This is a genomic window from Salinibacterium sp. SWN167, from assembly GCF_015864665.1.
Classification (GTDB): Bacteria; Actinomycetota; Actinomycetes; order Actinomycetales; family Microbacteriaceae; genus Rhodoglobus.
In genome coordinates, this window is sequence record NZ_JADYWU010000001.1 from 1,810,405 (window position 1) to 1,835,611 (window position 25,207).

23 protein-coding genes are annotated in these 25,207 nt (G+C 60.1%); 15 read left to right on the forward strand and 8 right to left on the reverse strand.

Going from position 1 to position 25,207, the window contains the following annotated elements; all coding sequences use genetic code 11:
• Positions 1-96: 96 nt before the first annotated feature.
• Both I6E60_RS08635 and I6E60_RS08640 read left to right on the forward strand, forming a co-directional pair.
• On the forward strand, positions 97-1,008 hold the full coding sequence (locus I6E60_RS08635; protein WP_197179721.1) for an alpha/beta fold hydrolase: 912 nt from the start codon (positions 97-99) through the stop codon (positions 1,006-1,008).
• The gene (locus I6E60_RS08640; RefSeq protein WP_197179724.1) at positions 1,005-2,090 is read left to right on the forward strand and encodes a glycosyltransferase family 1 protein; all 1,086 of its coding nucleotides are present in this window, start codon (positions 1,005-1,007) and stop codon (positions 2,088-2,090) included. The genes I6E60_RS08635 and I6E60_RS08640 overlap by 4 nt, the downstream gene beginning before the upstream one ends.
• Positions 2,091-2,097: 7 nt before the next feature.
• On the opposite strand, the gene I6E60_RS08645 is transcribed toward I6E60_RS08640, so the two are convergent.
• Together I6E60_RS08645 and I6E60_RS08650 are read right to left on the reverse strand one after the other, a co-directional pair.
• Positions 2,098-2,727: a histidine phosphatase family protein gene (locus tag I6E60_RS08645; RefSeq protein ID WP_197124733.1), complete on the reverse strand. Its 630-nt coding sequence runs from the start codon at positions 2,725-2,727 to the stop codon at positions 2,098-2,100.
• A gap of 55 nt (positions 2,728-2,782) precedes the next feature.
• The gene (locus tag I6E60_RS08650) at positions 2,783-3,613 is read right to left on the reverse strand and encodes a Sir2 family NAD-dependent protein deacetylase (protein ID WP_197179726.1); all 831 of its coding nucleotides are present in this window, start codon (positions 3,611-3,613) and stop codon (positions 2,783-2,785) included.
• Between the two features lie 52 nt (positions 3,614-3,665).
• Between I6E60_RS08650 and I6E60_RS08655 the strand changes: the two genes are divergently transcribed.
• From I6E60_RS08655 to I6E60_RS08665, 3 genes are all read left to right on the forward strand, one after another.
• The gene (locus I6E60_RS08655; protein WP_231601171.1) at positions 3,666-4,499 is read left to right on the forward strand and encodes an RNA methyltransferase; all 834 of its coding nucleotides are present in this window, start codon (positions 3,666-3,668) and stop codon (positions 4,497-4,499) included.
• A 34-nt stretch (positions 4,500-4,533) separates the two neighbouring features.
• Positions 4,534-5,760: a D-alanyl-D-alanine carboxypeptidase gene (locus I6E60_RS08660; RefSeq protein ID WP_307841800.1), complete on the forward strand. Its 1,227-nt coding sequence runs from the start codon at positions 4,534-4,536 to the stop codon at positions 5,758-5,760.
• Positions 5,761-5,870: 110 nt separating this feature from the next.
• Positions 5,871-6,977, forward strand: a complete 1,107-nt coding sequence (locus tag I6E60_RS08665) for an acyl-CoA desaturase (RefSeq protein WP_197124737.1) — start codon at positions 5,871-5,873, stop codon at positions 6,975-6,977.
• Between the two features lie 106 nt (positions 6,978-7,083).
• Here I6E60_RS08665 and I6E60_RS08670 read toward each other — a convergent pair whose 3' ends face one another.
• Complete coding sequence (locus I6E60_RS08670) at positions 7,084-7,845, reverse strand: SGNH/GDSL hydrolase family protein (protein WP_197124739.1); 762 nt, start codon at positions 7,843-7,845, stop codon at positions 7,084-7,086.
• Between the two features lie 154 nt (positions 7,846-7,999).
• Here I6E60_RS08670 and I6E60_RS08675 point away from each other — a divergent pair, with 154 nt between their 5' ends.
• From I6E60_RS08675 to I6E60_RS08685, 3 genes are all read left to right on the forward strand, one after another.
• The gene (locus I6E60_RS08675) at positions 8,000-8,263 is read left to right on the forward strand and encodes a GlsB/YeaQ/YmgE family stress response membrane protein (protein WP_197105618.1); all 264 of its coding nucleotides are present in this window, start codon (positions 8,000-8,002) and stop codon (positions 8,261-8,263) included.
• Positions 8,264-8,382: 119 nt separating this feature from the next.
• Entirely contained in the window at positions 8,383-9,630 is a 1,248-nt protein-coding gene (dinB, locus tag I6E60_RS08680) for a DNA polymerase IV (protein ID WP_197124741.1), read from the forward strand.
• 84 nt (positions 9,631-9,714) lie between these two features.
• Positions 9,715-11,481 carry a DEAD/DEAH box helicase gene (locus tag I6E60_RS08685; RefSeq protein ID WP_197179728.1) on the forward strand — a complete coding sequence of 589 codons (1,767 nt, stop codon included), beginning with the start codon at positions 9,715-9,717 and terminating at the stop codon, positions 11,479-11,481.
• 169 nt (positions 11,482-11,650) lie between these two features.
• On the opposite strand, the gene I6E60_RS08690 is transcribed toward I6E60_RS08685, so the two are convergent.
• From I6E60_RS08690 to I6E60_RS08705, 4 genes are all read right to left on the reverse strand, one after another.
• Positions 11,651-11,854, reverse strand: coding sequence for a cold-shock protein (locus tag I6E60_RS08690; protein ID WP_100389010.1), 204 nt, complete (start codon positions 11,852-11,854; stop codon positions 11,651-11,653).
• 155 nt (positions 11,855-12,009) lie between these two features.
• On the reverse strand, positions 12,010-15,453 hold the full coding sequence (locus I6E60_RS08695; RefSeq protein WP_197179730.1) for an error-prone DNA polymerase: 3,444 nt from the start codon (positions 15,451-15,453) through the stop codon (positions 12,010-12,012).
• Positions 15,453-17,066 (reverse strand): DNA polymerase Y family protein, encoded by a 1,614-nt coding sequence (locus I6E60_RS08700; RefSeq protein WP_197179732.1) that lies wholly within the window; start codon positions 17,064-17,066, stop codon positions 15,453-15,455. The genes I6E60_RS08695 and I6E60_RS08700 overlap by 1 nt, the downstream gene beginning before the upstream one ends.
• The gene (locus tag I6E60_RS08705) at positions 17,063-17,830 is read right to left on the reverse strand and encodes a hypothetical protein (RefSeq protein ID WP_307784431.1); all 768 of its coding nucleotides are present in this window, start codon (positions 17,828-17,830) and stop codon (positions 17,063-17,065) included. The genes I6E60_RS08700 and I6E60_RS08705 overlap by 4 nt, the downstream gene beginning before the upstream one ends.
• A gap of 96 nt (positions 17,831-17,926) precedes the next feature.
• On the opposite strand from I6E60_RS08705, the gene I6E60_RS08710 reads away from it, so the two are divergent.
• The 3 genes from I6E60_RS08710 (at position 17,927) to I6E60_RS08720 (ending at position 20,643) form a co-directional block, all read left to right on the forward strand.
• Positions 17,927-18,937, forward strand: coding sequence for an ATP-binding cassette domain-containing protein (locus tag I6E60_RS08710; RefSeq protein ID WP_197124751.1), 1,011 nt, complete (start codon positions 17,927-17,929; stop codon positions 18,935-18,937).
• A complete protein-coding gene (locus I6E60_RS08715; RefSeq protein WP_197124753.1) occupies positions 18,934-19,779 on the forward strand; it encodes an ABC transporter permease in 846 nt (281 codons plus the stop codon). Before I6E60_RS08710 ends, I6E60_RS08715 begins: the two co-directional genes overlap by 4 nt.
• 177 nt (positions 19,780-19,956) lie before the next feature.
• Positions 19,957-20,643, forward strand: a complete 687-nt coding sequence (locus I6E60_RS08720) for a GDSL-type esterase/lipase family protein (protein WP_231601446.1) — start codon at positions 19,957-19,959, stop codon at positions 20,641-20,643.
• Positions 20,644-20,646: 3 nt separating this feature from the next.
• Here the strand turns inward: I6E60_RS08720 and I6E60_RS08725 are convergent, their stop codons facing one another.
• A complete protein-coding gene (locus tag I6E60_RS08725) occupies positions 20,647-21,372 on the reverse strand; it encodes a LysR substrate-binding domain-containing protein (RefSeq protein WP_197179736.1) in 726 nt (241 codons plus the stop codon).
• Positions 21,373-21,409: 37 nt separating this feature from the next.
• Between I6E60_RS08725 and I6E60_RS08730 the strand changes: the two genes are divergently transcribed.
• The 4 genes from I6E60_RS08730 to I6E60_RS08745 all read left to right on the forward strand — a co-directional run bounded on the left by I6E60_RS08730 (position 21,410) and on the right by I6E60_RS08745 (position 25,201).
• The gene (locus tag I6E60_RS08730) at positions 21,410-21,772 is read left to right on the forward strand and encodes a DUF5997 family protein (RefSeq protein ID WP_197125257.1); all 363 of its coding nucleotides are present in this window, start codon (positions 21,410-21,412) and stop codon (positions 21,770-21,772) included.
• A 123-nt stretch (positions 21,773-21,895) separates the two neighbouring features.
• The gene (locus I6E60_RS08735) at positions 21,896-23,059 is read left to right on the forward strand and encodes a GAF domain-containing protein (protein ID WP_231601172.1); all 1,164 of its coding nucleotides are present in this window, start codon (positions 21,896-21,898) and stop codon (positions 23,057-23,059) included.
• Between the two features lie 210 nt (positions 23,060-23,269).
• Complete coding sequence (locus I6E60_RS08740; protein ID WP_231601173.1) at positions 23,270-23,860, forward strand: DarT ssDNA thymidine ADP-ribosyltransferase family protein; 591 nt, start codon at positions 23,270-23,272, stop codon at positions 23,858-23,860.
• Positions 23,861-23,881: 21 nt separating this feature from the next.
• Positions 23,882-25,201 (forward strand): GNAT family N-acetyltransferase, encoded by a 1,320-nt coding sequence (locus I6E60_RS08745; protein ID WP_197124761.1) that lies wholly within the window; start codon positions 23,882-23,884, stop codon positions 25,199-25,201.
• Positions 25,202-25,207 lie beyond the last annotated feature (6 nt).

The following is a 25,207-nucleotide window of genomic DNA, read 5'->3' on the forward strand; positions in this document are numbered from 1 at the left end:
AACTCGGCTCGCGGAGTTACGGCGTCGAACTGGAGCGGCAACGCATGTGAAACCAGAATGTCAGCAACGAGCGGCGCACTGCATAAGATTGTTCGAATGAGACCTGCATCGCCATATGGAGCACTGCTCGACGCCACCCCGGCGAGGCACTCCGTTGTCGATGTACTCGGCGCTGCAACCCACTACTGGGAATACGGCCCCGATGACGCCGAGACCGTTCTGGTTCTCGTGCATGGCTTTCGGGGCGACCATCACGGCCTCGAGGCCGTCTGCGCTCACCTTCGCGGCATCCGAATCATCAGTCCCGACATTCCGGGTTTTGGCGCCTCCGAGCCGCTCAACGGTCGGGCACACGACATCGAGGGGTATGCGCTCTGGCTTCAGAGCTTCGTCGAAGCACTCGGCCTCGACGGGCGCGCAATTATTCTCGGGCATTCCTTCGGATCGATTGTCGTCTCTGCCGCACTTGCCCGTGGCCTTGTCACGCCGCGGCTCATTCTCGTCAATCCCATCGCGGCGCCGGCGCTCTCGGGCCCGAATGGCGTGCTCAGCAAGATCACGCTCTGGTTTTACCAACTCGCCCGGGCTCTGCCGCATGCGATCGGTGCGCCGATGCTCAGCAACTGGCTCGTCGTGCGGGTGATGAGTCTTGCCATGGTGAAGACTCACGACCCCGAACTTCGGCGCTGGGTTCACCAACAGCACCATGCGCACTTCAGTAGTTATGCCAATCGCGACAGCCTCCTTGAAGCCTTCGAGGCATCGATCGGGTCGGATGTCAGCATGTTCGCGCCGCAGATAACCATTCCCACGCTCTTGATCGGGGCTCGCAATGACCCCATCAGCCCGGTTCCAGCACAGGAGCGACTGCACACCCTCTTCGCCGACTCACAGCTCGAAATTTTCGACGACGTTGGCCATCTCATCCACTATGAACGGCCGCGCGAAGCCGCCGAACTGATTGTTAGGTTCCTGAACGCGGGAACAGTTGCGGAGCCCCTCTCATGAAGATCGTTTTCGATTGTCGCTATACGCGCATCGGCCGCCACGATGGAATCAGTCGCTATGGCTCTCGCCTCGTCGAGGAGTTGAGCAAACTACACCCCGTGACCATGCTGGTTTCCGATAAGCGCCAGCTCGAGCTTTTGCCAGACCTGCCTTGGGAAATGGCGTCGTCACCCACCGGCATCCTGGAGCCCTTAGTTGCTCTTCAGGTCAACAAGCTGAAGCCGGATGTCGTGTTCACTCCCATGCAAACAATGGGCCCGTTCGGTCGCAAGTACGCTCTCGTCACGACAGTGCACGATCTCATCTACTACAAGCACCCCACTCCGCCTCACAACCTGCCGTGGGCAGTGCGTGTGATGTGGCGTGCGTATCATCTGACCTGGGCGTTCCAACGGGCACTTCTGAACAGGGCAGATGCCCACGTCTCCGATTCCCAGACGACGCGTGATCAGATGGTGGAGCACAACCTCACGCGCAATCCCATTGCCGTCGTAACGCTGGGAACCGATAGTCCAGCCGATTACGTGCCCCGGGCGGCACCGACGACACAGGAGCTCGTCTACATGGGCTCCTACATGCCCTACAAGAATGTGGGGCTCATTGCTCGGGCGCTCCACGATTTGCCCGGCTACACCCTTCATCTCATGAGCCGAGTCGACGAGAGGTCGAAGGCGGAGCTGACGGCACTCGCACCAGAGTCGAGCCTCATCTTCCACAACGGAGCAAGCGACGAGGTCTATTCGGAGACTCTGTCGCGGGCAACCGCTCTCGTAAGCGCATCCCGTGATGAAGGCTTCGGCCTACCTCAGGTTGAGGCGATGGTGCTCGGCACGCCGGTGCTCGTCAGCGATACTGCGATCTTCCGTGAGATTTCCGGCCCCGCTGGCGGATTCTTCAACCCAGACAAGCCTGCCGAGCTGGTTCGCGAAGTACACGCGCTCGAGGACCCCGCAACGTGGCAGGCGCGTTCGACTGCCGCTCGCGCGCGGTCGGCAGAGTTCACCTGGGAGAAGGGTGCCGCGACGCTCTACCAAGTGCTTCAGGATGCCGTTGCGGCCCGCCAAGCGAAGAAGAATCGCTAGCGGCGACCTACGCGCCGCTCTCGCGTCGGGCTAACGCGTTTTGCTCGTCGAAGTCGTCGCCGCCGTGGCGTTCTGATTCTTCTTCGATGGGATCATCGAAATCGATGAGTGTCAGGGTGCCTTCGTCATGACGGAAGCTATGAACGGAGCCGTTGGCGATTCGTCCGTGCGGATGCCCCGGAGCGACTGTCGCAAGCACGGTTGCAATGACGCCGCCGTGGGCCACCACAATGATCGACTCACCGTGATGCTGCTCGGCAAGGCTCACGAGGGCAGGAACGACACGCTGTGCGACAGCCTCGCGCGGTTCCCGGCCGGGAACGTCAACGTCAGCCGGATACAGCGCATCAATTTCGCTATCGGTGCAGCCTTCGGCGACGCCATAGTTTCGCTCCACAATCGCCGCTACGGGTTCAGGGGCGGCAAGCCCGACAATGCCCGCGATAATTTCTGCGGTTTCCATCGCCCGGGAGAGAGGGCTGGCAAAGATTCCGTTCCACTGCCGGCGGGCTAAGAGTTCTCCCGTGGTGCGTGCCTGCGCGCGACCGGTCTCGTTGAGGGGAATGTCAGTACTGCCCTGAATGCGACGTTCGAGATTCCAGTCAGTCTCTCCATGGCGCACGAGATAAATGAACACAACGCTCCGTTCACAACACAATGACCAGCACAGAACACTCGGGCGATCTGCGCTGCTAAGCAGCTAGGCGTTCGACAAGTTCACTAAGAACTGCGGAAGCGCCCCCATCGATCTTAACGTCGGCGCGTTTATCGGCTTTGGTCGTTCCACGATTAATGATGACGAGCGGGATCTGCTTGCGCATCGCTCGTTCAACAAGGCGGATGCCGGAATTGACGACGAGAGACGAACCGGCGACGATCATGGCATCCGACTGGTCAACGAGCGACGCGCCAAGTTGAAACTTTCGGGTCGGAACGAACTCGCCGAAGAACACGACATCCGGTTTCAGAACGCCACCGCAGACAGTGCAGTCGGGAATCACGAAGTCCTCAACGTTGTGCACGTCAGCATCGCCGTCGGGGTTGAGCGTGTGGGAGTCATCTGCTTCGAGCCACGGGTTCAGCGCAGAGATGCGGGCGGCTAGGGGAGTGCGAGCAAAGTACTGTCCGCACCGCAGGCACCGCGCACGGTCGATGCTGCCGTGGACGTCAACAACCCGTGTGGAGCCGGCGCGCAAGTGCAAGCCGTCGACGTTCTGAGTCACGATGCCGTTGCTGATGCCGCGGCGTTCGAACTCCGCGAGAGCGTCATGACCCTGGTTGGGAGTCGACGCGGCAAAACGTTTCCAGCCGAGATGGCTGCCTGCCCAATAGCGCTGACGAAATTCGGGCGAGCTTTGGAACTGTTGGAAGGTCATCGGATTGCGCACCGCGGCGCCTTCACCGCGATAATCGGGTATGCCTGAATCGGTGCTAATCCCAGCGCCGGTGAGTACGCTAATGAGCTTGCCCTGAAGAAGCTCGGCAGCACGATCAATGTCGTTGCTGATCGGGAGTGTGTTCACTCTCCAAGCGTAAGCACTTCGGGCTCATCCACTGCCATCTCAGATTCACCTGATGGCGAAACCGCACAGTTGGGAACACACCGTGAACGTCATCCGGGTCACCGATCTCTCCGATCCTCGCCTCAGCGACTTCGCCAACCTCACGGATGTCGCTCTGCGCCGCCGCACAGAACCAGCCGGCGGCCTCTACATTGCCGAATCATCCAAAGTGATTGCGCGCGCGCTGAGAGCCGGACACCAGCCGCGCGCAGTACTCGTGCTAGAACAGTGGCTCGATGACGTGGCGGAACTACTCGGGGATTCCCCAGTTCCTGTCTACGTGGGGGAGCCAGCGCTACTAGAACAACTCACCGGGTTCAATCTGCACCGCGGGGCTCTGGCATCCATCCACCGCCCGGTGCTTCCCAGCGTTGCTGAGCTGGTGGCGGATGCACGCCGCATCGTCATCTTGGAAGACATCGTTGATCACACTAACGTCGGTGCCATTTTTCGCTCGGCTGCAGCGCTCGGAGCGGATGCTGTGCTCATCACGCCACGCTGCGCCGACCCGCTCTACCGCCGCAGTGTGCGCGTCAGCATGGGAACAGTGCTGCAAGTGCCGTGGACCCGCCTCGAGAATTGGCCTGCCGACGCCGCGGATCTGAAGGCGGCGGGATTCCACTTGGCCGCTCTCGCTCTCAACGACGACTCGGTCGACCTCGATACCTTTGCGGCTAACGCCCCCGAGAAGGTCGCCCTGATCTTGGGAACTGAAGGAGATGGCCTCTCGCGCAGCACGATCGAGGCCGCCGACACCGTGGTCAAGATTCCGATGATGCACGGCGTTGATTCGCTCAATGTTGCTGCCGCTAGCGCGGTGGGGATGTACATGCTTCGAGCACGCTAGCCGCCACCATAGATTCACCTGTTAGCGTTATCCGGTGCCGCTGACTCAACGCCAAATTTTTCGCCGTCGCCGTATCGTCGTCTTCTCTGTTGCCGGTGTCGTGCTTGCGACAGCGTTCTACTTGCCACTGACACTTCTCGCGCCCCTTGACGAAGTTTCGGCCCAGGTTCTCGCGGTCGAAACCCCGGTAGCGGCTGAGCCCGAACTGACCTTGCCGAGCTACGGTGCGTCCGCGATTGGTGCACTCGACCGCCCCGGAGTGCTCGCGCAAGCCGGCAGCACTGACCCGATTCCCATCGCGTCGATCACGAAAATTATTACAGCCCTTGTCGTGCTCGACGCCAAACCGCTTGAGGTGGACGAAGCGGGCCCGACGATTACCTTCGGGCAAACAGACGTGGACTTCTACAACGCTCAGGTAGCGCAGTATGGGTCAGTGTCACCGGTGTATGACGGTCTCCAGCTCTCCCAACGCGATGCTATGACGGTTGTGCTGCTTCCTTCCGCAAATAACTACGCGCAATCTCTAGCGAACTGGGCTTTTGGCTCTGAAGACGCTTTTGTCGCGGCCGCTGCGGTGTGGCTTCAAGAACAGGGACTCGAGAACACGACTCTCACCGAGCCTTCCGGAATCCAAGATACGAATCGAAGCACGGCTGCCGACCTCACTGAACTGGCCAGACTGGCTATCGGAAACCCTGTCATCGCAGACATCGTTTCCACGTCGTCCGCAGAGATTCCGGGCATCGGAGCAGTGAGTAACAGCAACGCACTCCTCGGAATCGATGGCGTCGATGGGATCAAGACAGGAACCCTCGTCGTCGGCTGGTCGTGCCTGCTGTTCTCCGCTGACGTAACCGTCGGCGACGAAGTCATCACCCTCGTAGGCGCGGTCGTGGGTGGGCCAGACCATCCCACGATTAATGCCGCGATCCGCGAGCTGATTGCGGATGCCACTGCCGGGTTCTCCGAGGTAGAGGTTGCAACAGACGGCGAGGAGTTCGCTGACTATGACACGCCGTGGGGCGATGAGTCTGCCGCGGTGGCCGCCTCGACCGTCAAGATGGTCGTGTGGGGCGAAGATGAGATCTCTGTAACGGTCGAGGCTGTCCCTGTGCGCCTTGCGGAATCCGGGGAAAATGCGGGCGCGCTCCACGTGCAGATCGGGTCAGACACTTTCGAAATTCCTCTGGTATTCAGCGAGGAGATCGATGACCCGGGGGCGTGGTGGAGGCTCACCAACCCACAAAGTTTGTTTTAGTTATCGAATAGACACGGCACTCACAGGAGGCCGCGATAAGGTGGAGTGCATCTGGAGCACCTGCTCGATTGACAAATGGCTGGGAAGTCATTCAAAACATCTGAGGTCACGTGAGTAGTTCTCTCTCAGCCGATCCCACACGAATCATCAAGACTGGGCCCCGCGGAGTCGGTAGCCCGATGAGCGAATTCGCAGCATTGTTGCGCACCGTTCGCGAAGCAGGGTTGTTGCGCCGCAACAGACGCTTCTACATCATCACTTTTGCCGTGATTACCGTCGCTATGGCCGCCGCTTGGGTTGGTTTCGCGATGCTTGCCGGCACGTGGTACATCTTGTTGATCGCCGCGGCGATGGGCATCATCTTTACGCAATACGCATTTCTTACGCACGAACTGGCGCATCGCCAAGTTTTTCAGTCCAGCAAGCTCAATGACACGCTGGGGCGGCTCATGTCCGACCTCATCGTCGGAATTAGCTACGCCTGGTGGATGAACAAGCACTCGCGTCACCACGCGAACCCCAACACGGTCGACAAAGACCCTGATATCGAGACTGACTTCATTATTTTCCAGAAGGAAAAGACTGTCGGCCTCAAGGGGATTACTAAGTTCATGGCGAAACGCCAGGGCTACCTGTTCTTTCCCGCGCTCTTGCTTGAGGGCTTCAACCTTCATTCGCACGCCTTCCAAGAGGTCTTCAACTTCAAGAAGAAGGTCGACAAGCGCTGGCTCGAGATCACGCTTCTGCTCGTACGCAACATCGGCTACCTTGCCGTCGTGTTCAGCTTTCTCCCACTCGGCATGGCATTTGCCTTCTTGGGCGTTCAAATGGGAATCTTCGGGCTCTACATGGGCGCATCATTCGCTCCCAATCACAAGGGGATGCCAATCTTGCCTAAGGGCTCGAAGGTTGACTTCCTGCGCCGTCAAGTGCTGACAAGCCGCAACATTCGTAGTGGTGTCTTCATGAACCACTTCATGGGCGGTCTCAACTTCCAAATCGAGCACCACCTTTTCCCCACTATGCCGCGGCCGCATTTGCCTCTCGCTGCAGAAATGGTGAAGGAGTACTGCAAGACGAAGGACATCAAGTACACCGAGGTCGGACTCGTCACGTCGTACGGCATCGTGATTCGCCACCTCAACGAAGTCGGCCTCAGTGCCGATGGAGATCCTTTTGACTGCCCCGCAGCCGGTCGCACCGGTTACACCGGATAGTCAGCCGAGAAACGCGCGAAGAGGGCCCCTGCCGCATTGGCAGGGGCCCTCTTCGCGTATGTGAGCTGTGTCTAGCCTCAGCGCGGCCATGGTGCCACTGAGAGCGTTAGAAGCCGGGCCGTTTGGCTGTGACGTTGTCTCCGGACGACTGGTGGCGAACTCGACGCAAGACCCATGGCACCAAGTGCTCGCGAGCCCAGCCAATGTCTTCGACGCGCGCCTCGCGCCAGCGACGTGGAGGAAGCGGCTCAGGATTGAACGGCTCAAGTTCATTCGCCACGTTCAGGGACTCGAGCACCATGCGAGCGACTGTATGGTGACCGACAGGGGAGAAGTGAAGACGATCTCGCGACCACATCCGCGGGTCTGACAACTCGCGTAGGGACCACATGTCAGCGACAACAGCATCATGGCGCTGTGCGACAGCACGAATGTTCTCGTTGTAGATCGCCACCTTGCCACGCATGCGATTGAGCACGGGAGTCATTCCGATATCGGGTCCAGTGAAAAGCACCACGGTTGCGCCATCTCGTCGCAGTTGTGCCACGAGCGCGTCGACACGCTGGGCGACTTCGTCGGGATCAGAACCAGGCCGGATGATGTCGTTACCGCCGGCTGAGACAGTAATGAGATCTGCTTTGAGTTCCATCGCGGGCTCAAGCTGTTCATTCGATATTTGGTCAAGCAGTCGGCCTCGGATGGCTAAGTTCGCGTAGGCAAAGTCCGGTTTACGGTCTCCCAACACTTCCGCGACTCGGTCGGCCCAGCCTCGATTGCCGCCGGGGGAGTTGGGTTCGGGGTCGCCGATGCCCTCTGTGAAGGAATCACCGATAGCGACATATCTGCTCCACGGGTGTTGTTCTTGCATACGTCTAGCCTGTCTCACAATTTGCCTGTGCGATACCCGGGTGATTCCTGAGAGTGAACTGAATTGCTTTGACCCTCGGATAGGGCACGTGGTTATCTCTTCTCTGTTGGTTTTCACACCGAAGACCACTTAACCACCGTTTGGAGAACACACAATGGGAATCATCGGCTGGATCGTACTGGGACTCATCGCCGGAGCTATCGCTAAGGCAATCTTGCCCGGACGCCAAGGCGGCGGTTGGCTCGCAACACTCCTTCTCGGTGTTGTTGGAGCACTCGTCGGAGGATTCGTGGGAGGCGCCATCTTTGGCATTGGCCTCGAAGAGTTCTTCTCCATCGAAACGTGGCTGGTCGCCATTGGCGGCTCAGTGCTCGTGCTCTTCCTTTACGGGTTGATTACGCGCGGCTCACGTCGCTAAACACTCTTGGGTAAAAGGGGCGGTGCACTGCGGTGCACCGCCCCTTTTCTGTGTCCGGGGCTCTCTGCCGATCCCGCGTCCCGCGAGCGAGCGTCAGAGGCACCTGAGAGAATGGCACTATGGGCAAGCAAGACGGTCGAACGCGGCATGTAACCGCACCGGGCGTCGATGACAGCACCGCAACCATCCTGCACGTTGACATGGATGCCTTCTTCGCCTCCGTCGAACTCCTCGATCATCCTGAGCTCATTGGTAAGCCGGTCATCGTCGGGCACAATTCCGTTCGTTCCGTGGTCACCGCGGCTACCTACGAGGCCCGCAAGTATGGCGTGAACTCAGCGATGCCCATGGCCCTCGCCCTGCGCCGGTGTCCCAACGCCATTGTGCTTGAGCCACATTTCGAGCGCTATCAACACTTTTCTTCCATCGTTTTCGATATCTGCGACCAACTCACCCCCAAGGTAGAACGACTCGGCATTGACGAAGCGTTTCTGGATGTTGCAGGAGCGCGGGCCATCTACGGGTCACCCCTCGAGGTGGCGGCACTGCTGCGTCGTCGAGTCTTCGCCGAAACAGGGCTCGTCTGTTCTGTCGGCGCCGCGGCCTCGAAGTACGTGGCGAAAGTCGCATCGGGCCTCTCTAAGCCCGATGGACTGCTCGTCATCCCGGCCGACAAGACAATCGAATTCCTGCATCCGCTGCCCATCACCGCCCTCTGGGGCGTCGGTGGCAAGACGGCGGAATCACTGCAGCACCGCGGTTTCAGTACTATTGCCGATATTGCTCACGCAGATCGGGAAACCCTCACGCGCGCGGTCGGCGAAGCTGGCGCAGTAAAGCTGCACAACCTCTCCTGGGGCAACGATCCCCGCAACGTCGTCGAACGGGCCGCCGAGAAGAGCATCGGCCACGAGACCACCTTTGAATACAACGTGTTGGATGCCAACGAGATTCGCCGCGAATTGCTCCGGCTCTCCGGAAAGGTCGCCGCACGCTTGCGTGGCGCTGGTATGGAAGCGAGCACCGTGGTGCTGAAACTCCGGTTCGAAGACTTCAGCACCATTACTCGCTCGCGTAAGCTGCCCGACCCCACCGACCTCGGCCGCACCATCTACGAGACCGTCAGAGATGTCTATGCCGACTTTGCTCGCGAAGGTCGGCCGGTGCGCCTCGTTGGCGTGCGCGGAGAGCAACTCGTCGAGCCGGGCGGCGGGCAGCTGAGTTTGTGGGACACCACCGACGGCTGGCGCGACGCGGAACAAGCTATGGAGGCGGCATCCGCTCGCTTTGGAACCGGCGCGATAGGGCCAGCGCGCCTCTTGGGATCACAGCGCTCGGAACGGCCGCGCCTCGGTCAACGTGACTAGTCGTTCGCAAACTTTTTGCCCACACGACCAAAAAACAGCAGTCACGAACTCGGTTGTCAGTAGAGAACGGTAAAGTCTTATCAAGTGAGCACTCCATTGCCTGGCCCCACCGTGGGCACCTTCGCTGCGGAACATCTCTCACCGTCGTACCCCGAACGCGCCGCCCGAGGCACCGCATCCAAACTGCGTGCCTGGCAGGCAGAAGCCCTCGATCTTTACTTCGAAAGAGAACCTCGCGACTTTCTTGCCGCTGCCACACCTGGCGCCGGCAAAACCACCTTCGCTCTCCGTCTCGCTGTTGAGCTTTTTGCGCGCCGGGAGATCGATCGCGTCACCGTCGTTGCGCCAACCGATCACCTCAAACGCCAATGGGCGGATGCCGCCAACCGTGTCGGAATCCGGCTCAATCCGTCGTTCTCCAACGGCGATGCCTGGGGCGGACGACGTTTCCACGGTGTTGCTGTGACCTATGCGCAAGTGGCCATGAAGGCCTCGTTTCATCAAGAGATCACCGACTCTGCCCGCACGCTCGTGATTCTTGACGAAGTGCACCACGGCGGCGACGCTCTCAGCTGGGGCGACGCCATCCACACGGCTTTCGGTCGTGCCACTCGGCGACTCTCACTCACGGGTACACCGTTCCGCAGCGATACCGCCCCCATTCCCTTCGTGACCTATGCACCCAACCATGAAGGCATCCGCACTTCGGTCACCGACTACAGCTATGGCTATGGTCGTGCGCTCGAAGACGGGGTTGTCCGACCGGTTATCTTCATGGCCTACGCCGGCAAGATGCGCTGGCGCACCCGCATGGGCGATGAGATGGAGGCGCGCCTCGGTGAAGGCGACACCAAAGACGTCACCGCGCAGGCGTGGCGCACCGCTCTAGATCCCAAAGGCGAATGGATGCCGGCTGTGCTGCGGGCGGCGGATCGTCGCCTCAGCGAGGTGCGACATTCGGTTCCCGATGCCGGAGGACTCGTCATCGCGACCGATCAGCTCGCGGCTCGGGCCTACGCCAAGCTCATCAAGGACATCACAGGGGAGTCCGCCACGATCGTTCTCTCCGACGAGAAAGAGTCATCGTCGCGCATCGGAAAGTTTGCCGAAAGTGATAGTCGCTGGATGGTGGCTGTGCGCATGGTGTCTGAAGGTGTCGACGTTCCGCGACTTGCCGTCGGCGTGTATGCGACCTCGGCATCCACCCCCTTATATTTCGCCCAAGCAGTCGGTCGTTTCGTGCGCACTCGTCGCCGTGGCGAAACGGCATCAATTTTTTTGCCGAGCGTTCCCAACCTCATGAACCTCGCGGGAAAGCTCGAGAAGGAGCGTGACCACGCGCTCGATCGCAAAGAATCGCCTGATGATCTGCTCGATGACAGCCTCCTCGATGCGGAGAACCGTGAAGAGAAGACGAGCGATGAACTTGCTGATGAGTTCACGTGGGAAGCCATCGAGTCTGAAGCGAACTTCGATCGTGTGCTGTTTGACGGCGCAGAGTTTGGTTTCGCTGCCGAACCGGGCAGTGACGAAGAGCTCGACTTCATTGGGCTTCCCGGCATCTTGGAGCCAGAGCAAGTACGAGAACTATTGCTGCAGCGCCAAAAACGCCAGTCAAAGCGCGCAGAGAGTCGTCCCAAAGAAGAACAGCCGCCGCCGCTGTATCGCACGCTCAAAGAGCAGCGGACCCTGCTCAACAACCTCGTGGGCCGTAGAGCCAAGCTTTCTAATGAACCGCACGGATTGATCCACGCGGAGTTGCGTCGCGTCTGTGGCGGCCCTGCGGTCGCTCAGGCTACGGTGACGCAATTGCAGACCCGCATCGATTACTTGCGCAAGGGCATGCACTAGTCGCCAACAGCTGGGCCGTGCGCGCTTCATGATTCACCGTGCGAGGCACACAGCCTGACGGGTGCTGCACGCACGCATACCCCTAAGAGCGCAGCCGTGCATCCGTCTTTTAACAAGAAAACGCCCCCGGTATAGGACCGGGGGCGTTCTCATTACTGAACTATCAAGATCAGAGGGGGCGGATGTTCTCCGCCTGGGGACCCTTGGGTCCCTGTGTGATGTCAAACTCAACCTTTTGGTTCTCGTCGAGCGACTTGTAGCCATTTGTTGCGATGGCCGAGTAGTGGGCGAACACATCAGGACTTCCGTCCTCGGGGGCGATGAAGCCAAAGCCCTTTTCTGCGTTGAACCACTTGACGGTACCTAGTGCCATTTAAAACTCCTCCAGGAGCGTTCCTCAGGCCCCGACAGTCGAGGCCGCATTCATGCCTTTGTCTAGAACATGAACGATGGGATAAGGCTATAGCAGGAAAGCCCTGCATGTGTCATCTATTTCGAAAAAGACACATAACGGTAATGAAGTCGTCATTAGCGGAAATCTCGAGATCGGGTGCGGGGGAGCCCCGAAAGCGGTTCAAAGCGGTCTGCAACAACATTAATCACACCATCAACGGAGCGTTCAAGAACACCACGAACGATGAGCGCTGCACTGTCACGAGCCACTCGGCGGTAGCGCCCCCACACTCCAACACTGCAAATCACGTTGATGAGACCTGTCTCATCTTCAATGTTCATGAAGGTGATTCCACTGGCCGTTGCGGGACGTTGACGATGCGTCACAACACCCCCAATTTCGATACGACGCCCGGATTCAGCGGTCATCAGGTCGGTTGCGCTCAGGATTCCCCGCTTGCTCAGAGTCTCCCTGAGGTGGGCGACCGGGTGGCTTGCCGGCGAAATTCCCGTTGACCAGAGGTCGGCCATCAGATCATCCACCGGGCTCGACATTGAAAAGAGCGGCGGCTGAACGGTGACCACACTGTGGGGGAGATACTCCTCGCGATCCTGTGCCGCGTTACCCGCATTCCACATCGCTTCGCGACGAGTGAGTTCGAGAGAGTCGAAAGTTCCCGCTGCTGCCAGAGCCTCCAATTGTTTCGTCGTGAGACCTACCCGCCGCACCAGATCATTCATCGACACGAACTCGCCGGACTCCCGTGCGGCCACAATTTTCTCGGCAACCACTGTTCCGACGCCTTTTACTTCATCAAAACCCAGGCGCACGGCAAAGGCTCCATCGCGGCGGTGGTCGTCGGTATCGAAGGGTGCTGAACGATCGAACGGCCCTACAGGAGGCTGTTCAGCATCGAGGCAACGATCAGTGCCCGTAGCCGCGATTCCATCGCCCAATGCTTCCAATCCGGCGAAGACCCCCGAACGTTGGATGTCGGGACCAAGCACGACCACACCGTGACGGCGGGCATCCGCCACCAATGATTGCGGCGAATAGAAACCCATCGGTTGCGCCCGCATGAGCGCAGCCAAGAACGCCGCGGGGTAGTGGAGCCGAACCCACGCGCTGGCATACACGAGCAGCCCGAAGCTCAAGGCGTGGCTCTCAGCAAAGCCGAACCCGGCAAAGGCTTGGATACTTTCGTAAATTCGGTCGGCATCCGCGTCAACGATGCCGTTGCTGGCCATTCCCGCATAGAGCTTGGTGCGCAACTTGTCGATGCGTTCAATTCCTCGCTTCGAGCCCATTGCGCGCCGTAGAAGATCGGCGTCGTCAGCCGAACATCCGCCAACCGCAACCGCAATTTGCATGAGTTGCTCTTGAAAAATGGGAACGCCGAGGGTGCGCTCGAGAGGCTCCTTGAGATTGGGGTGCAGATAGGTGATCGGTTCGGCACCCATTTTGCGACGAACGTAGGGGTGCACGGCACCGCCCTGAATCGGGCCGGGGCGCACGAGCGCAATCTCGACAACGAGATGGTAAAACTCGCGTGGCTGAAGGCGCGGCAGCAACCCCATCTGAGCACGGCTCTCGACTTGGAAGACGCCGATGGCATCCGCTCGACACAGTTGGTCATAGACGCCCTGCTCTTCGGCAGGGATGGTCGCAAGATCCCACCGTTCGCCGAGGGCCTCATCAACGAGATCGAAACTGTATTGCATCGCCGACAGGATGCCGAGGCCCAACAGGTCGAACTTGACCAGCCCCATCCAGGCGCAGTCGTCTTTATCCCACTGCACCACAGTGCGTTTATCTTTGCGTGCGTGCTCAATCGGCACGACCTCGCCGACCGGCCGCTGGGTGAGCACCATGCCACCCGAGTGGATACCGAGGTGCCGCGGAAATTTCATCACCTGTTGGGCCAGATCCAACACAGAATCGGGGATGTCATGGTCAACTCCCGAAACGTCGGAACCCCAGCGCTCCATCTGTTTCGACCACGCATCTTGCTGCCCTGGGCTATGCCCGAGAGCTTTCGCCATATCGCGCACGGCAAACCGGGGACGGTACTGAATCACGTTCGCGACCTGCGCCGCATTCTCGCGCCCATACCGTTCGAATACGTATTGGATAACTTCTTCACGACGCTCGGAGTCGAAGTCGACATCGATGTCTGGCTCCTCTTCTCGCATCGCTGAGATGAAGCGCTCGAAAGGGAGCTTGTAACGCAGAGGGTCAACCGCCGTGATCTTGAGCAGGTAACAGACCACAGAGCTGGCGGCCGACCCGCGCCCTTGACAGAGAATGCCGCGCCCGCGCGCAAAGGCCACAATGTCGTGCACGATCAGAAAGTAGCCAGCAAAGTTTTTCTCTTCGATGACATCGAGTTCTCGCTGAATGCGCGCCCGGTTGGCTTCTGACAGTTCAATAGAGCGATCTTTCACTCCTGCCCACGTCAGCTCTCGCAACCAGCTCGCCGGGGTGTGCCCTTCGGGGACAGCCTGATCGGGAAGTGCCGGCTTCGCCTGCCTCAACTCGAACGCAGCCTCGTCCGCGATCTCGACGGTGTTAGCAACTGCTGCGGGATAGCGCGCAAAAAGCACAGCCATCTCAGCCCCCGAACGCAAATGGGCTGTGCCCGCAGCCGGAAGCCACCCGTCCATCTCGTCGAGACTGCGACGAGCACGCACCGCTGAGATCGCTGAATGCAAGTGATGCTGGCGAGGGGTCGCATAGTGAGCGTTGGACGTCGCGACCACCCGCAATCCGCGTTCGGCGGCAAGCAAGACAAGAGCATCGTTGAGAGCAGAGTCGAGCGGGTAACCATGGTCGAAGAGTTCAACGATCACCGCTTCCGCCCCGAACAGTTCACTGAGCCGATCAAGCTCTGCCCCTGCCGCACGCATGGATTCCGTCGTGGGAGCGCCATTACCCTCGGAGCCGCTGAGGGCGCGACGAACCGCTCCCTTGCGGCAGCCCGTGAGCACAAACCAGTGTCCGGAGGCCAGCTCAGCGAGTTCATCAAGGTCGTAACGCGGGCGACCTTTTTCGCCACCGGCTAATTGGGCTCGCGTAATAGCCAAGGCAAGACGGTGGTAGCCCTCCTCTTTTCGAGCAAGCACGAGAAGATGATCGCCTTCGGGATCGGCTATGCCGTTTTGCGGCCCGCTCAATCCGAGCGAGAGCTCGGCGCCAAACAGGGTGCGTAATCCCAACTCGGCGGCTGCTTCGGCCATGCGCACAATGCCATAGAGCCCGTCGTGATCGGTGAGGGCGAGGGCGCTCAGCCCCAGCCGCGCTGCTTCTTCTGCGAGCTTTTCGGGCATGCTCGCGCCATCGAGAAAGCTGAAACTCGAATGGGCGTGCAGCTCTGCATACGGCACGACCGTGGCGGCCAGGCTCGCTTCTGACGCCACGTCATTCGGCGGCGCGCTGGGAGCGATGTAGGGGGCGCGCTTGCTGGAGACGAGCGACATGGCTCGACCGTCACCGGCTTCACCAATCGGCGTGACGGTACCAAAACCCGACAGCGTACGCTCCAACTGCCGCCACGGGATGGGAGGGTTAGACCACGCCATTAGTCATACCTCGCTTCAGCCCACCAACCGCCGTCATCGAGCACCAACAGCCACGCGCATCCGGTGTCGTCAACAGCCTGAAAGCGCCACGAACGCCCGGGGGATTCTGCCTCCCACCATCGTTCGGCAAGTGGCCAAGGCCCTGCCCACGCAGTGAGAGTGCGTGAACGTGAATCGCTTGTCGAAAACTGGGCAGGCGGTGCAGCAACGTGGCCACGCGCATCCACCGACACTGTGGTGCCGTCCTCGGCAAACACGTGCACGGCGTGACGGCTGGAGAAGACTGTTCCCGGCAGCGGAGCGGGGAGAACGCCCGGCCAGGGGCGTTGTGGCGATCGCTCAGTGACGCTGCGGTCGCCCCACGCGGTGAACCGTTGACGGGACTGCAGAGTGCGCCCGCCCTCGATCGTCGGCACAAGAACACCACCGTGGCCAAGCATGCTTTGCACTCGAGAAAGCCCGTGATGGATGCGCGGCTCTAGCCCTGACCCCCAGAGCCCGGTTTCGTGATGGCCAATTTCGTCGACTGTTTCGGGCACAATGCGTACCCGAGAGATACCCGAGCTGAGCCCCGCATCGATGAGGTTAGAGCCCTGCACTTGCCAGCGCACGCGATCGACAACATCGCTGGCGCTAAACGACCGGGGATGCAGCCACACCCGTTCGGCAACCTCACCCGATTCCGAATCAAGTTCGATTCGAATCGCGGTCGCCACCAGTTGAGCCTGCACAAGACCGGCCACAAAATCGTCGGCCCGGCTGCGGATGCCGAAAGCAACCTGATCTACTCGATCAAGGGCGGGCTCAAAGTCGATCACGACGTCAAGGTCGAGCGGGGGAGTGCGCGCGACGAAAGCCTGCGGATCCCGACCGCTGGCGAGAGCGTGCAATCGGCCGCCGAGTTCCCCAAAACGAGTGCGGACATCGAGGCGGTCGAGGTGGGCAAACTCGCCAAGAGTGGAGATGCCGAGCTTCATCAGCAGAGTCACGATAGGCGGTTCCTCTAACACAGCGATCGGCAGTGGTGCCAGAAATTCGGCAGAGCTGCCAGCGGGCACCATCCGCACTCTTCCCCCTCGCGAACGAGGGTCTGCGGCACTAGTGCTGCGTGCAGCATGAACCGCAGTGAAGAGAGCATCAGCGATACCTACCCGAGCATCGGATGCCGCAATCTCGTTGACGCGATCAATAACAGTCAACGCTGCCGCTTTTTCTCCGCCGTAATACAGGGCAGCACCTCGCACACGAACGGCACACATGCCGGGTCGCAACACTTGCACTCCGGGAATCAATTCTTCGATCCCCGCGAGCACCGGTTCGAATGCTCGGCTGTCGAGGGCAGGATCGTAAGGTCGGTCGATGATCCCGGGGAACCGCGACTGCGCCTCCCGCAGCCGTAACCCGCGAGTGACGCCCTCAGCGCGAGCGGACGCTGCTGCCGCAAAGACAAGCCCTTTCTCCACGAGGACAAGCGGGGCATCCGCTGGAAGCTTTTCGTGTTGTCGCGCAGCAACCACGGGCCAATCTGGGGCCCAAAGGACCAGAACTCGGGGGAGTGACTCGGGAAGCGCTCCTGCATCTGCCCGTGACCCCTGCGACGACTCGGCTTTCATGCCGAGACCTTGTGAGGCAAAGCCGTCAGCGGCGCAGGAGCCATCTCCGCCGCACCATGAGCACGTATTTGTTCAGAAGAATCGGGTAGCCAGATGCGTGCACTGCGTGGTCGCCCCGCATTTTTGCTCGTCACCGTGACGGTCACTTCACGCGCAGCCAAATGCCCATGACCGTTGCCAATACCGTGCCACTGGCTCTCGCCCAGTGACACCATCGCTTCGCTCTGCGGCCACGACCCCACCATGAGCAGTGTTGATTTGCGTTGCCGGAGCCGCGACGCCAATCTGGCCACTGCAGAATCGGATGCCCGCGTGGGCGGGCGGGCGACGACAACATCTACGACATCAGCAATCGCTGCCGTCACCGCGAGCCATTGATCGCCCGGATGCGGCACCAGCACGAGTCGTTCAAGATCGACCCCGAACCGCTGGGCGGCTTCAATCCCGAACTCGGGCACTCCTACGACAGCGCACCACGATCCTGCCGCGGAGGGAGCAGCGAGGAGCGTCATAAGGAGCATCGCCGAGCTGTCAACCGAATAAACGCTGCCCTGCTGCAAACCGCCGCCCGGGAGCAATGAGGCAATGGCCGGATGTGTGGGGATGAGCGTAGAACTTAACGTGCGGGACTGCATTTGGCTGATGCGGGACTGCAGTTCAGCGACGCGTTCTGCAGCCGTCAGCGTTGCACCGCTAGAGGCCTCACGCCCAGCCGAAAACTCTTCAGCGGTCGCTGAAGCGGCAGAGGCAGATACAGGGGACACCTGTTCATATTCGAACATATGTTCGAGTGTGTCAATTGCGTACGACATCCATCGGCGTGTCTTTGCGATGTCGTTGCCATGTTCTAGCGTTACCCCGTGAGTTATATCGAAGCAGTAGATCTCAAGAAGACGTATACGCCTAAGGGTGCAGCCCCCGTGCATGCCCTCGACGGTCTCAATCTGGAGGTTCCGCAGGGCACAGTAACGGCTCTGCTTGGCCCGAATGGTGCGGGCAAGACGACCACTGTCAAGGTGCTGACTACCCTCATCCGCCCCGATTCAGGTTCAGCGACTATCAACGGTGTCGATGTCATCGCTTCCCCCGAGCGCATCCGCCCCATGATTGGTGTCTCCGGGCAGTATGCCGCTGTCGATGAGAACCTCACTGGTTTTGAGAATCTCGACATGGTCGGTCGGCTCTATCACCTCGGTGCCAAGCAATCTCGCGAGCGGGCACGCGAACTCATCACCCTCTTCGACCTCACCGAAGCGCAAAACCGTCCCGTCAAAGGGTTCTCCGGCGGCATGCGTCGCCGCATTGACCTTGCCGGTGCCCTTGTTATGCGCCCACCGGTGCTCTTTCTCGACGAGCCAACCACCGGTCTCGACCCGCGCAGCCGCATTGGCATGTGGGATGTCATTACAACGCTCGTGGGGGAGGGCACCACTGTGCTTCTCACCACCCAGTACCTCGAAGAGGCCGACCAGCTTGCCGACAGCATTTCGGTCATCGACGACGGCAAAGTCATTGCCCAGGGCACCTCCGATGAGCTCAAAGCATCCATCGGCGGTCAGCGAGTTGAAGTGAGCCTCGTGTCGAAGGATGATGCGGCCGCCGCCCACGAGATCCTCACTCGTTTCGGCAGCACCGAACCTGCCGTGAGTCTCGACGGCCGCGGCCTAACCGTAAACGCGGAAGATGCTCCCGCCGCGCTGCAGCTGATTCTCACGGAGTTCGCGAGCCGCGGCATCCAGCTCTACGACGCCGGAATGCGTCGTCCCACTCTCGATGACGTGTTCTTGAAGCTCACCGGCCACACGGCAAGCGCCGACGAAACCGACACTGATACGACGGATGCAGCACCAGCACAGAAGGCACAGAAATGACCGCCACAGCACCCACGACAGCCCCAACCCCGACCGCCACGTCATCGGTCATGAACTGGTTGAATGACGGTTGGATCACCACCCGTCGCAACCTCATCAAGATCAAACGCGTGCCCGACATCTTGGTCTTCACGACATTGCAGCCGATCATGTTTGTGCTGCTCTTCACCTATGTCTACGCCGGCGTGATCGATATTCCCGGCAGCACGTACAAAGAGTTCATCATGGCCGGCATTTTTGCTCAGACGGTGGTGTTCGGGTCAACCTATTCGGGCTCGGCGATGGCTCAAGACCTCAAAGACGGCATCATCGATCGCTTCCGCACTTTGCCGATGAGCCCCTCCGCGGTCTTAGTCGGTCGCACCAACGGTGATCTACTCATCAACTCGCTTTCGATGATCGTCATGATGGCAACAGGCCTGATCGTCGGATGGCGCATCAAGTCAAGTCCATTCGAAGCGATCGCTGCGATCGCTCTGCTCCTGCTCTTTGCTTACGCACTCTCCTGGGTGATGGCGTTTATTGGAATGAGCGTGCGCAGCCCAGAGGTCATTAACAACGTCTCGTTCTTGGTGCTCTTTCCACTGACATTCATCTCCAACGCCTTCGTCCCCGCCGAAACCCTTCCCGGACCACTGCGCACCTTCGCTGAGTTGAATCCCGTGTCAGCCCTCGTGCAGGCCGCCCGCGAGTTGTTCGGCAACACCCCCGCTGGGGCCGTGCAGTCCGATGTGTGGTCGCAGCAGCACCCCGTTCTTACGGTGCTGATCGGCATAGTGGTGATGCTCGCCATCTTCGTTCCGCTGGCGATACGCAAGTTCGCGAGCATCAGCACGCGCTGAGCGTGAGAGCGCGACCACTCGCGAATAACCTAGGAAGTGCGCTTCAACGGTGCTAAAGTGCCGATACCTAGAGAGGCCCCACCGCCGGGGTATTTGCGCCACGATTAACCTCCGGGGCGCACTCCGACATCGCCCGAAACGGAGTTCGAGATGTTCGCCAGCCTTGGACATGTCGTGATGAAATTTTTCATGCTCACGTGGGTCTACACGTCTCCTCATTCGTGGCGCGGACTGCCGAAACCTGAGGCGGGCCCACCCGTGCTCGCCGACGGTCCCGATGTCCAGAAGGCTCTGCTGTGCGGCTCGGGAATTGTCGTGGGGTACGGAGTTGCCTCCCACGAACTCGCGCTGGGTGGATCGCTCGCCCGCTCACTCGCCGCCCTGACAGGTCGCGGCATCGAAGTTGCGACGGTCACGGGTGCTCGACTGACAACACGCGAGGTGCAAGCAAAGATCGCAGTGAGCGACCTCGCCGACGTTAAAGCGGTCGTGTTGTCTTTCGGTGTCTTTGAGGCGCTTACTTTTACCCCGGCTCGCACGTGGGGACGCGACCTAGCACGGCTCGTCGATTTTCTATTAGAGAACTCCGCACCCGATGTTGGAGTGTTCATCTTGGGATGCGTGCCGCCCAAGATGTCACGCTTTCCCGCTAGCTATCAACGCCACATCCTTACGATGACCGAGCGCTACAACACCGAAATCGAGCGGACGGTGGCACACCGCGCGCATACCCACTATGTGCACTTCTCGCCACCCATCGATGACCCCGAGGCAATCGACGGTCGTCAAAGCTATCGGGCCTGGGCCGACGCTATGGCCCCGGACATCGCAGAATTCATTCTGCGCGACTCGATCAGCGAATAGCCGTTAGCCCTTGCGCGGTTGGGGACGGAAACTCTTCGCGCGTGCGGGGCGTTTCGCCGCACTCTTTCCGTTATGCGTGCGCCCCGATGAACGAGCACCGGAACCCTTCTTGTTTCCGCTTCCCGATTTTTGGGCTGTGCGGCTCGGGGGAGTGTCCTCGGCAGCATCGTTGGCGGCGGCGGTTCCGCGTGAGCTGCGGGCGGTGCGTCCTCGCACGATTCCGATGAACTCTTCTACGAGAGGGTCGACAGAACCATCGCGCCAGACCACCGCAACGCGCCATTCTGGGCCGTCATCGAGCATCCGAGCAACAACGTCTTTGCGCGTGAGCGCTCGAGCCACCGCTTGAGGCAATACAGCAACTCCCACATTGGCAGCGACGAGCTCAACCGCATCGCGCCAGTCACCGCGAATAACGTTCTCGGCTTCCAACCCTGAGAGAGCGAGCGAATCAAGCGCTTCGATGGCATGCCCCTTGGGAACAACAACGACGGCGCGCTCTGTATAGAGCGGAATAGCGGCGAGTGGCCGGTCGCTGTTCTCAGCGCGATCGACAGGAAGGCGCAGCAAGGCGACATCAGCGGTGCCCGCCCGCAGCATGTCGAGGGCGGCGTCCTGCTCGGCGGCAACAAGATCAAGCGACGTCTCGGGCAGGCGTTCATTCCAGACGCGAGCCCACTTACCGGGAGTCGCGCCGAGCACAAAAGCGACTGTGAATGGTGAAGACATGTCTTCAGGTTAGTCTTGGGGGGTGCCAGTCCAGACCATGAAGCCCGCAACCGTCGCCAAAAAGCTGGGGATTTACCTCCCCGCCGCCCCGGAAGAGTTCCGCGATTCCGAGATCAGCCGCGAACAGTTCGCAGAATTGCTTGCCACTCCGCCCGAGTGGCTAACGCAGTTGCGTGCAGAAGGACCGCACCCTCGCCAAGTAGTGGCGCAAAAGCTCGGCGTTTCGACCTCGGGACTTGCCCGCGCTGGCGCGCCCGATGTGATGACCTCGGAAGAGATCAAGGCGCTTCTTGTCGAAATGCCTGCGTGGCTCGTTGAGGAACGTGCGGTTCACGCCGCTGTCAACAACGAGAACGCGCGGATCAAGACGGAACGCGCGGCTAAGGCAGCTCGTAAATAATTTCTAGTTTTCCTCATTCCCGCTGGTATTGAATAGTTTTCAGATCTATACTCGGAAACTTGAGGGTGCCCGTGTCTGGGCGTTCGGGTGGGGAATTGATTGCTACGTAGCTATGCTGCGCTATTGGCGTGGCCAATAATCACACTGTGGCTTGCGGTGAAGCCACAACGCTGGCGTGCGCTCACTCTGCCCGTTGATGACCCCCGCGTCGAAGCGATTGGGCCCGATCCTGATCGCGTACTCCTTCTCGGTCCCGGCAAATCGTCGGGCTATGGCGTGCATACGCATGAGCTCGGACTCGGCGGTCATCTCGCTCGAGAACTGTCAGCCCTGACCCAGCGCGGCTGCAGCGTCGACATTGTTTCTGACCCCTCGATGTCTGCCGCTGATACCGGAGTCGTCATCCGTTGGGCAAACCTTGAACGATATGACGCCCTTGTGCTCACGCTCGGCGGGGGCGATGCCCTGCGTTTCCGGTCCCTTTTCGCTTGGCGAAGGGACATCACTGACCTGATGAACACGATCGAAGAGTGCGGTGGCGGCGCCATGCACACGTTCATTGTTGGCGTAGCTCCGCTCGATGAATTCGTGTCGCTTCCCGCTCCATTACTCCGCATCGTCAATCACAACGTCGCCAACCTCAACGCGATTAGCGAGCAGTTGTGCTCTACTCGCCCAGGAGCAACCTTCGTGCCTGCCACGGCATCCGCGGGAAACACTCGGGTGTTACTCGATAGCCCCACCTACGAGCACTGGGCACGCACGCTTGCCCCCGCCGTTGCGCGTTCTCTCACTGCCGTGGCTGTGCCTCCTGCTGAACGCCCCGGTTCGATCGTCGCTCCGGCAGCATTTGAGAGTTCAACACTCACCCGCAAGACGGTGTCGACATCGTTGGCCACAATCATGCATTCTGCGCGAGTTCTCTTTGGAACCGCCGGCGCCGCCATCACCTTCCATGATCAAGACGCCCACTGGTTCACGTCGATATCAGGCGTTGGCTCTATGCAACGCGATGAAGCGGGAGCATTCTGCAGTGCAGCTTTCACTGATCGTGGTCTTGTCGTTTTGGAAGACACCCTGAACGACGAACGATTTGCCGACCATCCATGGGTTGTTGAAGGTCCACGCATCAGGTTTTACGCTGGCTACCCGGTCGCAGCCCCCAACGGCGACATCGTCGGCGCCGTGTGTATCTTCGATACCGGACCGCGCCGCTTCGATCCCAGCTACGAAACACTGCTTCGCGAACTCGCTCATCGTGCAGAGACGGCGATACGCAGCCGATAATTGCCGTACCTTGGATACGGAGGTCATTTCTGAACTCCGAGAAAGGCTCCAATGTCTGGCACTGAGTGCATCCACGGCTTCGAAAACGGTCTCTGCGATTCCTGCTTTCCTAAGGCTGTCCCTGTCAAGCCGGTAACGCGTGCCACTACCTCTTCTCGCACTAAGCGAGTTCCCGGCACTCCGCGCGCGTCGAGCGCGAAGGTCCCGTCGTTGTCGGACCAACGTGTCTATCACGTCACGCACATCAGCAACTTGGAGAGCATCCTCCGCGAGGGTCAGCTTGTCGCTGCTGCGTCAATTGAGGATGCGATTCTCGACATCAGTTCGCCCTTGACCCGCGAGCTTCGCGGCGCAGCATCGCTCAGCACCGGCGAGCCCGTTGACCGCTACGTTCCGTTCAGCTTGGTGCCAGAGTCCGCAGCCTGGCGTGAACTGCGTGCCGGAGCATCGGAACCGCGCTGGTCAGACGCGGCCCGCACTGCAACACCCACAGATTTCGTGTTCCTCGTCAGCACCGTTCGCGCTCTCGGCGAGGATGCCGTTCTGGCCGATGGCGATGCCGCAGCAAGTCTGACTCGCTTTGCCACAGACGAAAAAGCCATCACTCGGATGCTCGGCAACCTGCGTGCCGATGAGCTCACCGACGACGCTGAGGTTCTTATTCACGGCTCCTTCGCTTTCGATGATGTGCAACTCGTCGGAGTCGCGAGCGATAAAGCTCGCGAGCGTGTGAAGTCGCTCCTCGATGGCGCCTCGTTTAAGACGAAGGTGGCTGTGTATCCACCATGGTTCATTCAGTAAAGTTCGCGGTACCGTTGGTGCATGACCAACGACTTTTCGCTTCACCCTGTTGATCCCACGTCGGCTGCTGCCCTCGCTGCAAGTGGATTGCGCTACGACTTAGTCGATACGTCGAACCGTGCTGCATTCGAGGCCTGGTTTCAAGCGGATTCCCGTGGTTTTCACGGTCCGGCCATGTCAAAAGAACAGGTCGATTCTAATTTTGCCGGCGTGACGTATCGCCGCACGATCGGTGTGTGGGATGACCACTTGGTCGCCCCGGAAATTCCTGTAGCGACAACAAGCTCCTGGACCGAGCAACTCACCGTTCCGGGCGGTCAGAGCATTGATGCGTGGGCTATCAGCTCCGTCACTGTCTCGCCGACGCATCGTCGCCGTGGCATCGCGCGTTCGCTTCTCGAAGGGGAATTGCGCTCGGCGGCTGCGATGGGGCTGCCGATGGCGATGCTCACCGTGTCGGAGTCGACGATCTACGGCCGTTTCGGATTCGGTCAAGCCGTGTTCGCTGCTGATCTTACGATCGATACGACTCGGGCTTCGCTCGTGGCTCATGAGCGCCGTGGCACTCTGCAGCACGTGGCACCCTCCGTCTTCGTCAGCGAAGCACCTGCGGTGTTTGAACGTGTCCGGCTGGCCACTCCAGGACAAATCGCCGTGTGGCCGCTGCGCTGGGAGCAGATCGCCGGCACTGCGCCCGGCGATGAGGAGTACACCAAGAACACCCGCGTGGTGCGATTCGATGACGAGAGCGGAACGCCGCGCGGATTCGTGGTATATCGCGTGAAGGATGGCGGAGCCGACTTCACTCACCACAAGCTCACGGTCGACTACCTGCTGGCTGAGACCCCCGAGGCCTACGAGGCCTTGTGGCGTTTTGTGCTTGAGGTCGACCTCGTGCGTGAGGTGAAAGCCGAGCTACGCTCCGTCGATGAACCGTTGCTGTGGCTTCTGTCCGACATGCGTGCCGCTCAGGTTTCCCCGATTGATCACTTGTGGTTGCGCATCCTTGATGTGCCCGCGTCGCTCACCGCCCGGACGTATTCGGGTGCCGCCGAGCTCGGTTTTGATGTCAACGATGACCTCGGCTTCGCCCACGGCCGCTTTGTGCTTTCGACAGATGAGGGTGGGATGCCGCAGGTGCGCGCGGTAGAAGAGCTTCCCGCCACGATTGCTTCAGTTTCGCTGTCGGTCAATGAACTCAGCTCGCTGTATCTCGGTGGAGTCACCGTGTCAGCGCTGGTTGCTGCCGGCCGCATTACGGAATTGACCGAAGGCGCTGCGGCGGTGGTGGAGCGTGTATTCCACGCGCCGACCACGCCGTGGTTGAGCATCTGGTTCTAGCCATCA

Excerpts from the sequence above, each read along its gene's own strand:
- I6E60_RS08635 (WP_197179721.1), top strand. The coding sequence starts at position 97 with ATGAGACCTGCATCGCCATATGGAGCACTGCTCGACGCCACCCCGGCG.
- I6E60_RS08640 (WP_197179724.1), top strand. The coding sequence starts at position 1,005 with ATGAAGATCGTTTTCGATTGTCGCTATACGCGCATCGGCCGCCACGAT.
- I6E60_RS08655 (WP_231601171.1), top strand. The coding sequence starts at position 3,666 with ATGGCGAAACCGCACAGTTGGGAACACACCGTGAACGTCATCCGGGTC.
- I6E60_RS08670 (WP_197124739.1), bottom strand. The coding sequence starts at position 7,845 with ATGCAAGAACAACACCCGTGGAGCAGATATGTCGCTATCGGTGATTCC.
- I6E60_RS08675 (WP_197105618.1), top strand. The coding sequence starts at position 8,000 with ATGGGAATCATCGGCTGGATCGTACTGGGACTCATCGCCGGAGCTATC.
- dinB (WP_197124741.1), top strand. The coding sequence starts at position 8,383 with ATGGGCAAGCAAGACGGTCGAACGCGGCATGTAACCGCACCGGGCGTC.
- I6E60_RS08690 (WP_100389010.1), bottom strand. The coding sequence starts at position 11,854 with ATGGCACTAGGTACCGTCAAGTGGTTCAACGCAGAAAAGGGCTTTGGC.
- I6E60_RS08695 (WP_197179730.1), bottom strand. The coding sequence starts at position 15,453 with ATGGCGTGGTCTAACCCTCCCATCCCGTGGCGGCAGTTGGAGCGTACG.
- I6E60_RS08700 (WP_197179732.1), bottom strand. The coding sequence starts at position 17,066 with ATGAAAGCCGAGTCGTCGCAGGGGTCACGGGCAGATGCAGGAGCGCTT.
- I6E60_RS08715 (WP_197124753.1), top strand. The coding sequence starts at position 18,934 with ATGACCGCCACAGCACCCACGACAGCCCCAACCCCGACCGCCACGTCA.
- I6E60_RS08720 (WP_231601446.1), top strand. The coding sequence starts at position 19,957 with ATGAAATTTTTCATGCTCACGTGGGTCTACACGTCTCCTCATTCGTGG.
- I6E60_RS08725 (WP_197179736.1), bottom strand. The coding sequence starts at position 21,372 with ATGTCTTCACCATTCACAGTCGCTTTTGTGCTCGGCGCGACTCCCGGT.
- I6E60_RS08730 (WP_197125257.1), top strand. The coding sequence starts at position 21,410 with ATGAAGCCCGCAACCGTCGCCAAAAAGCTGGGGATTTACCTCCCCGCC.
- I6E60_RS08745 (WP_197124761.1), top strand. The coding sequence starts at position 23,882 with ATGACCAACGACTTTTCGCTTCACCCTGTTGATCCCACGTCGGCTGCT.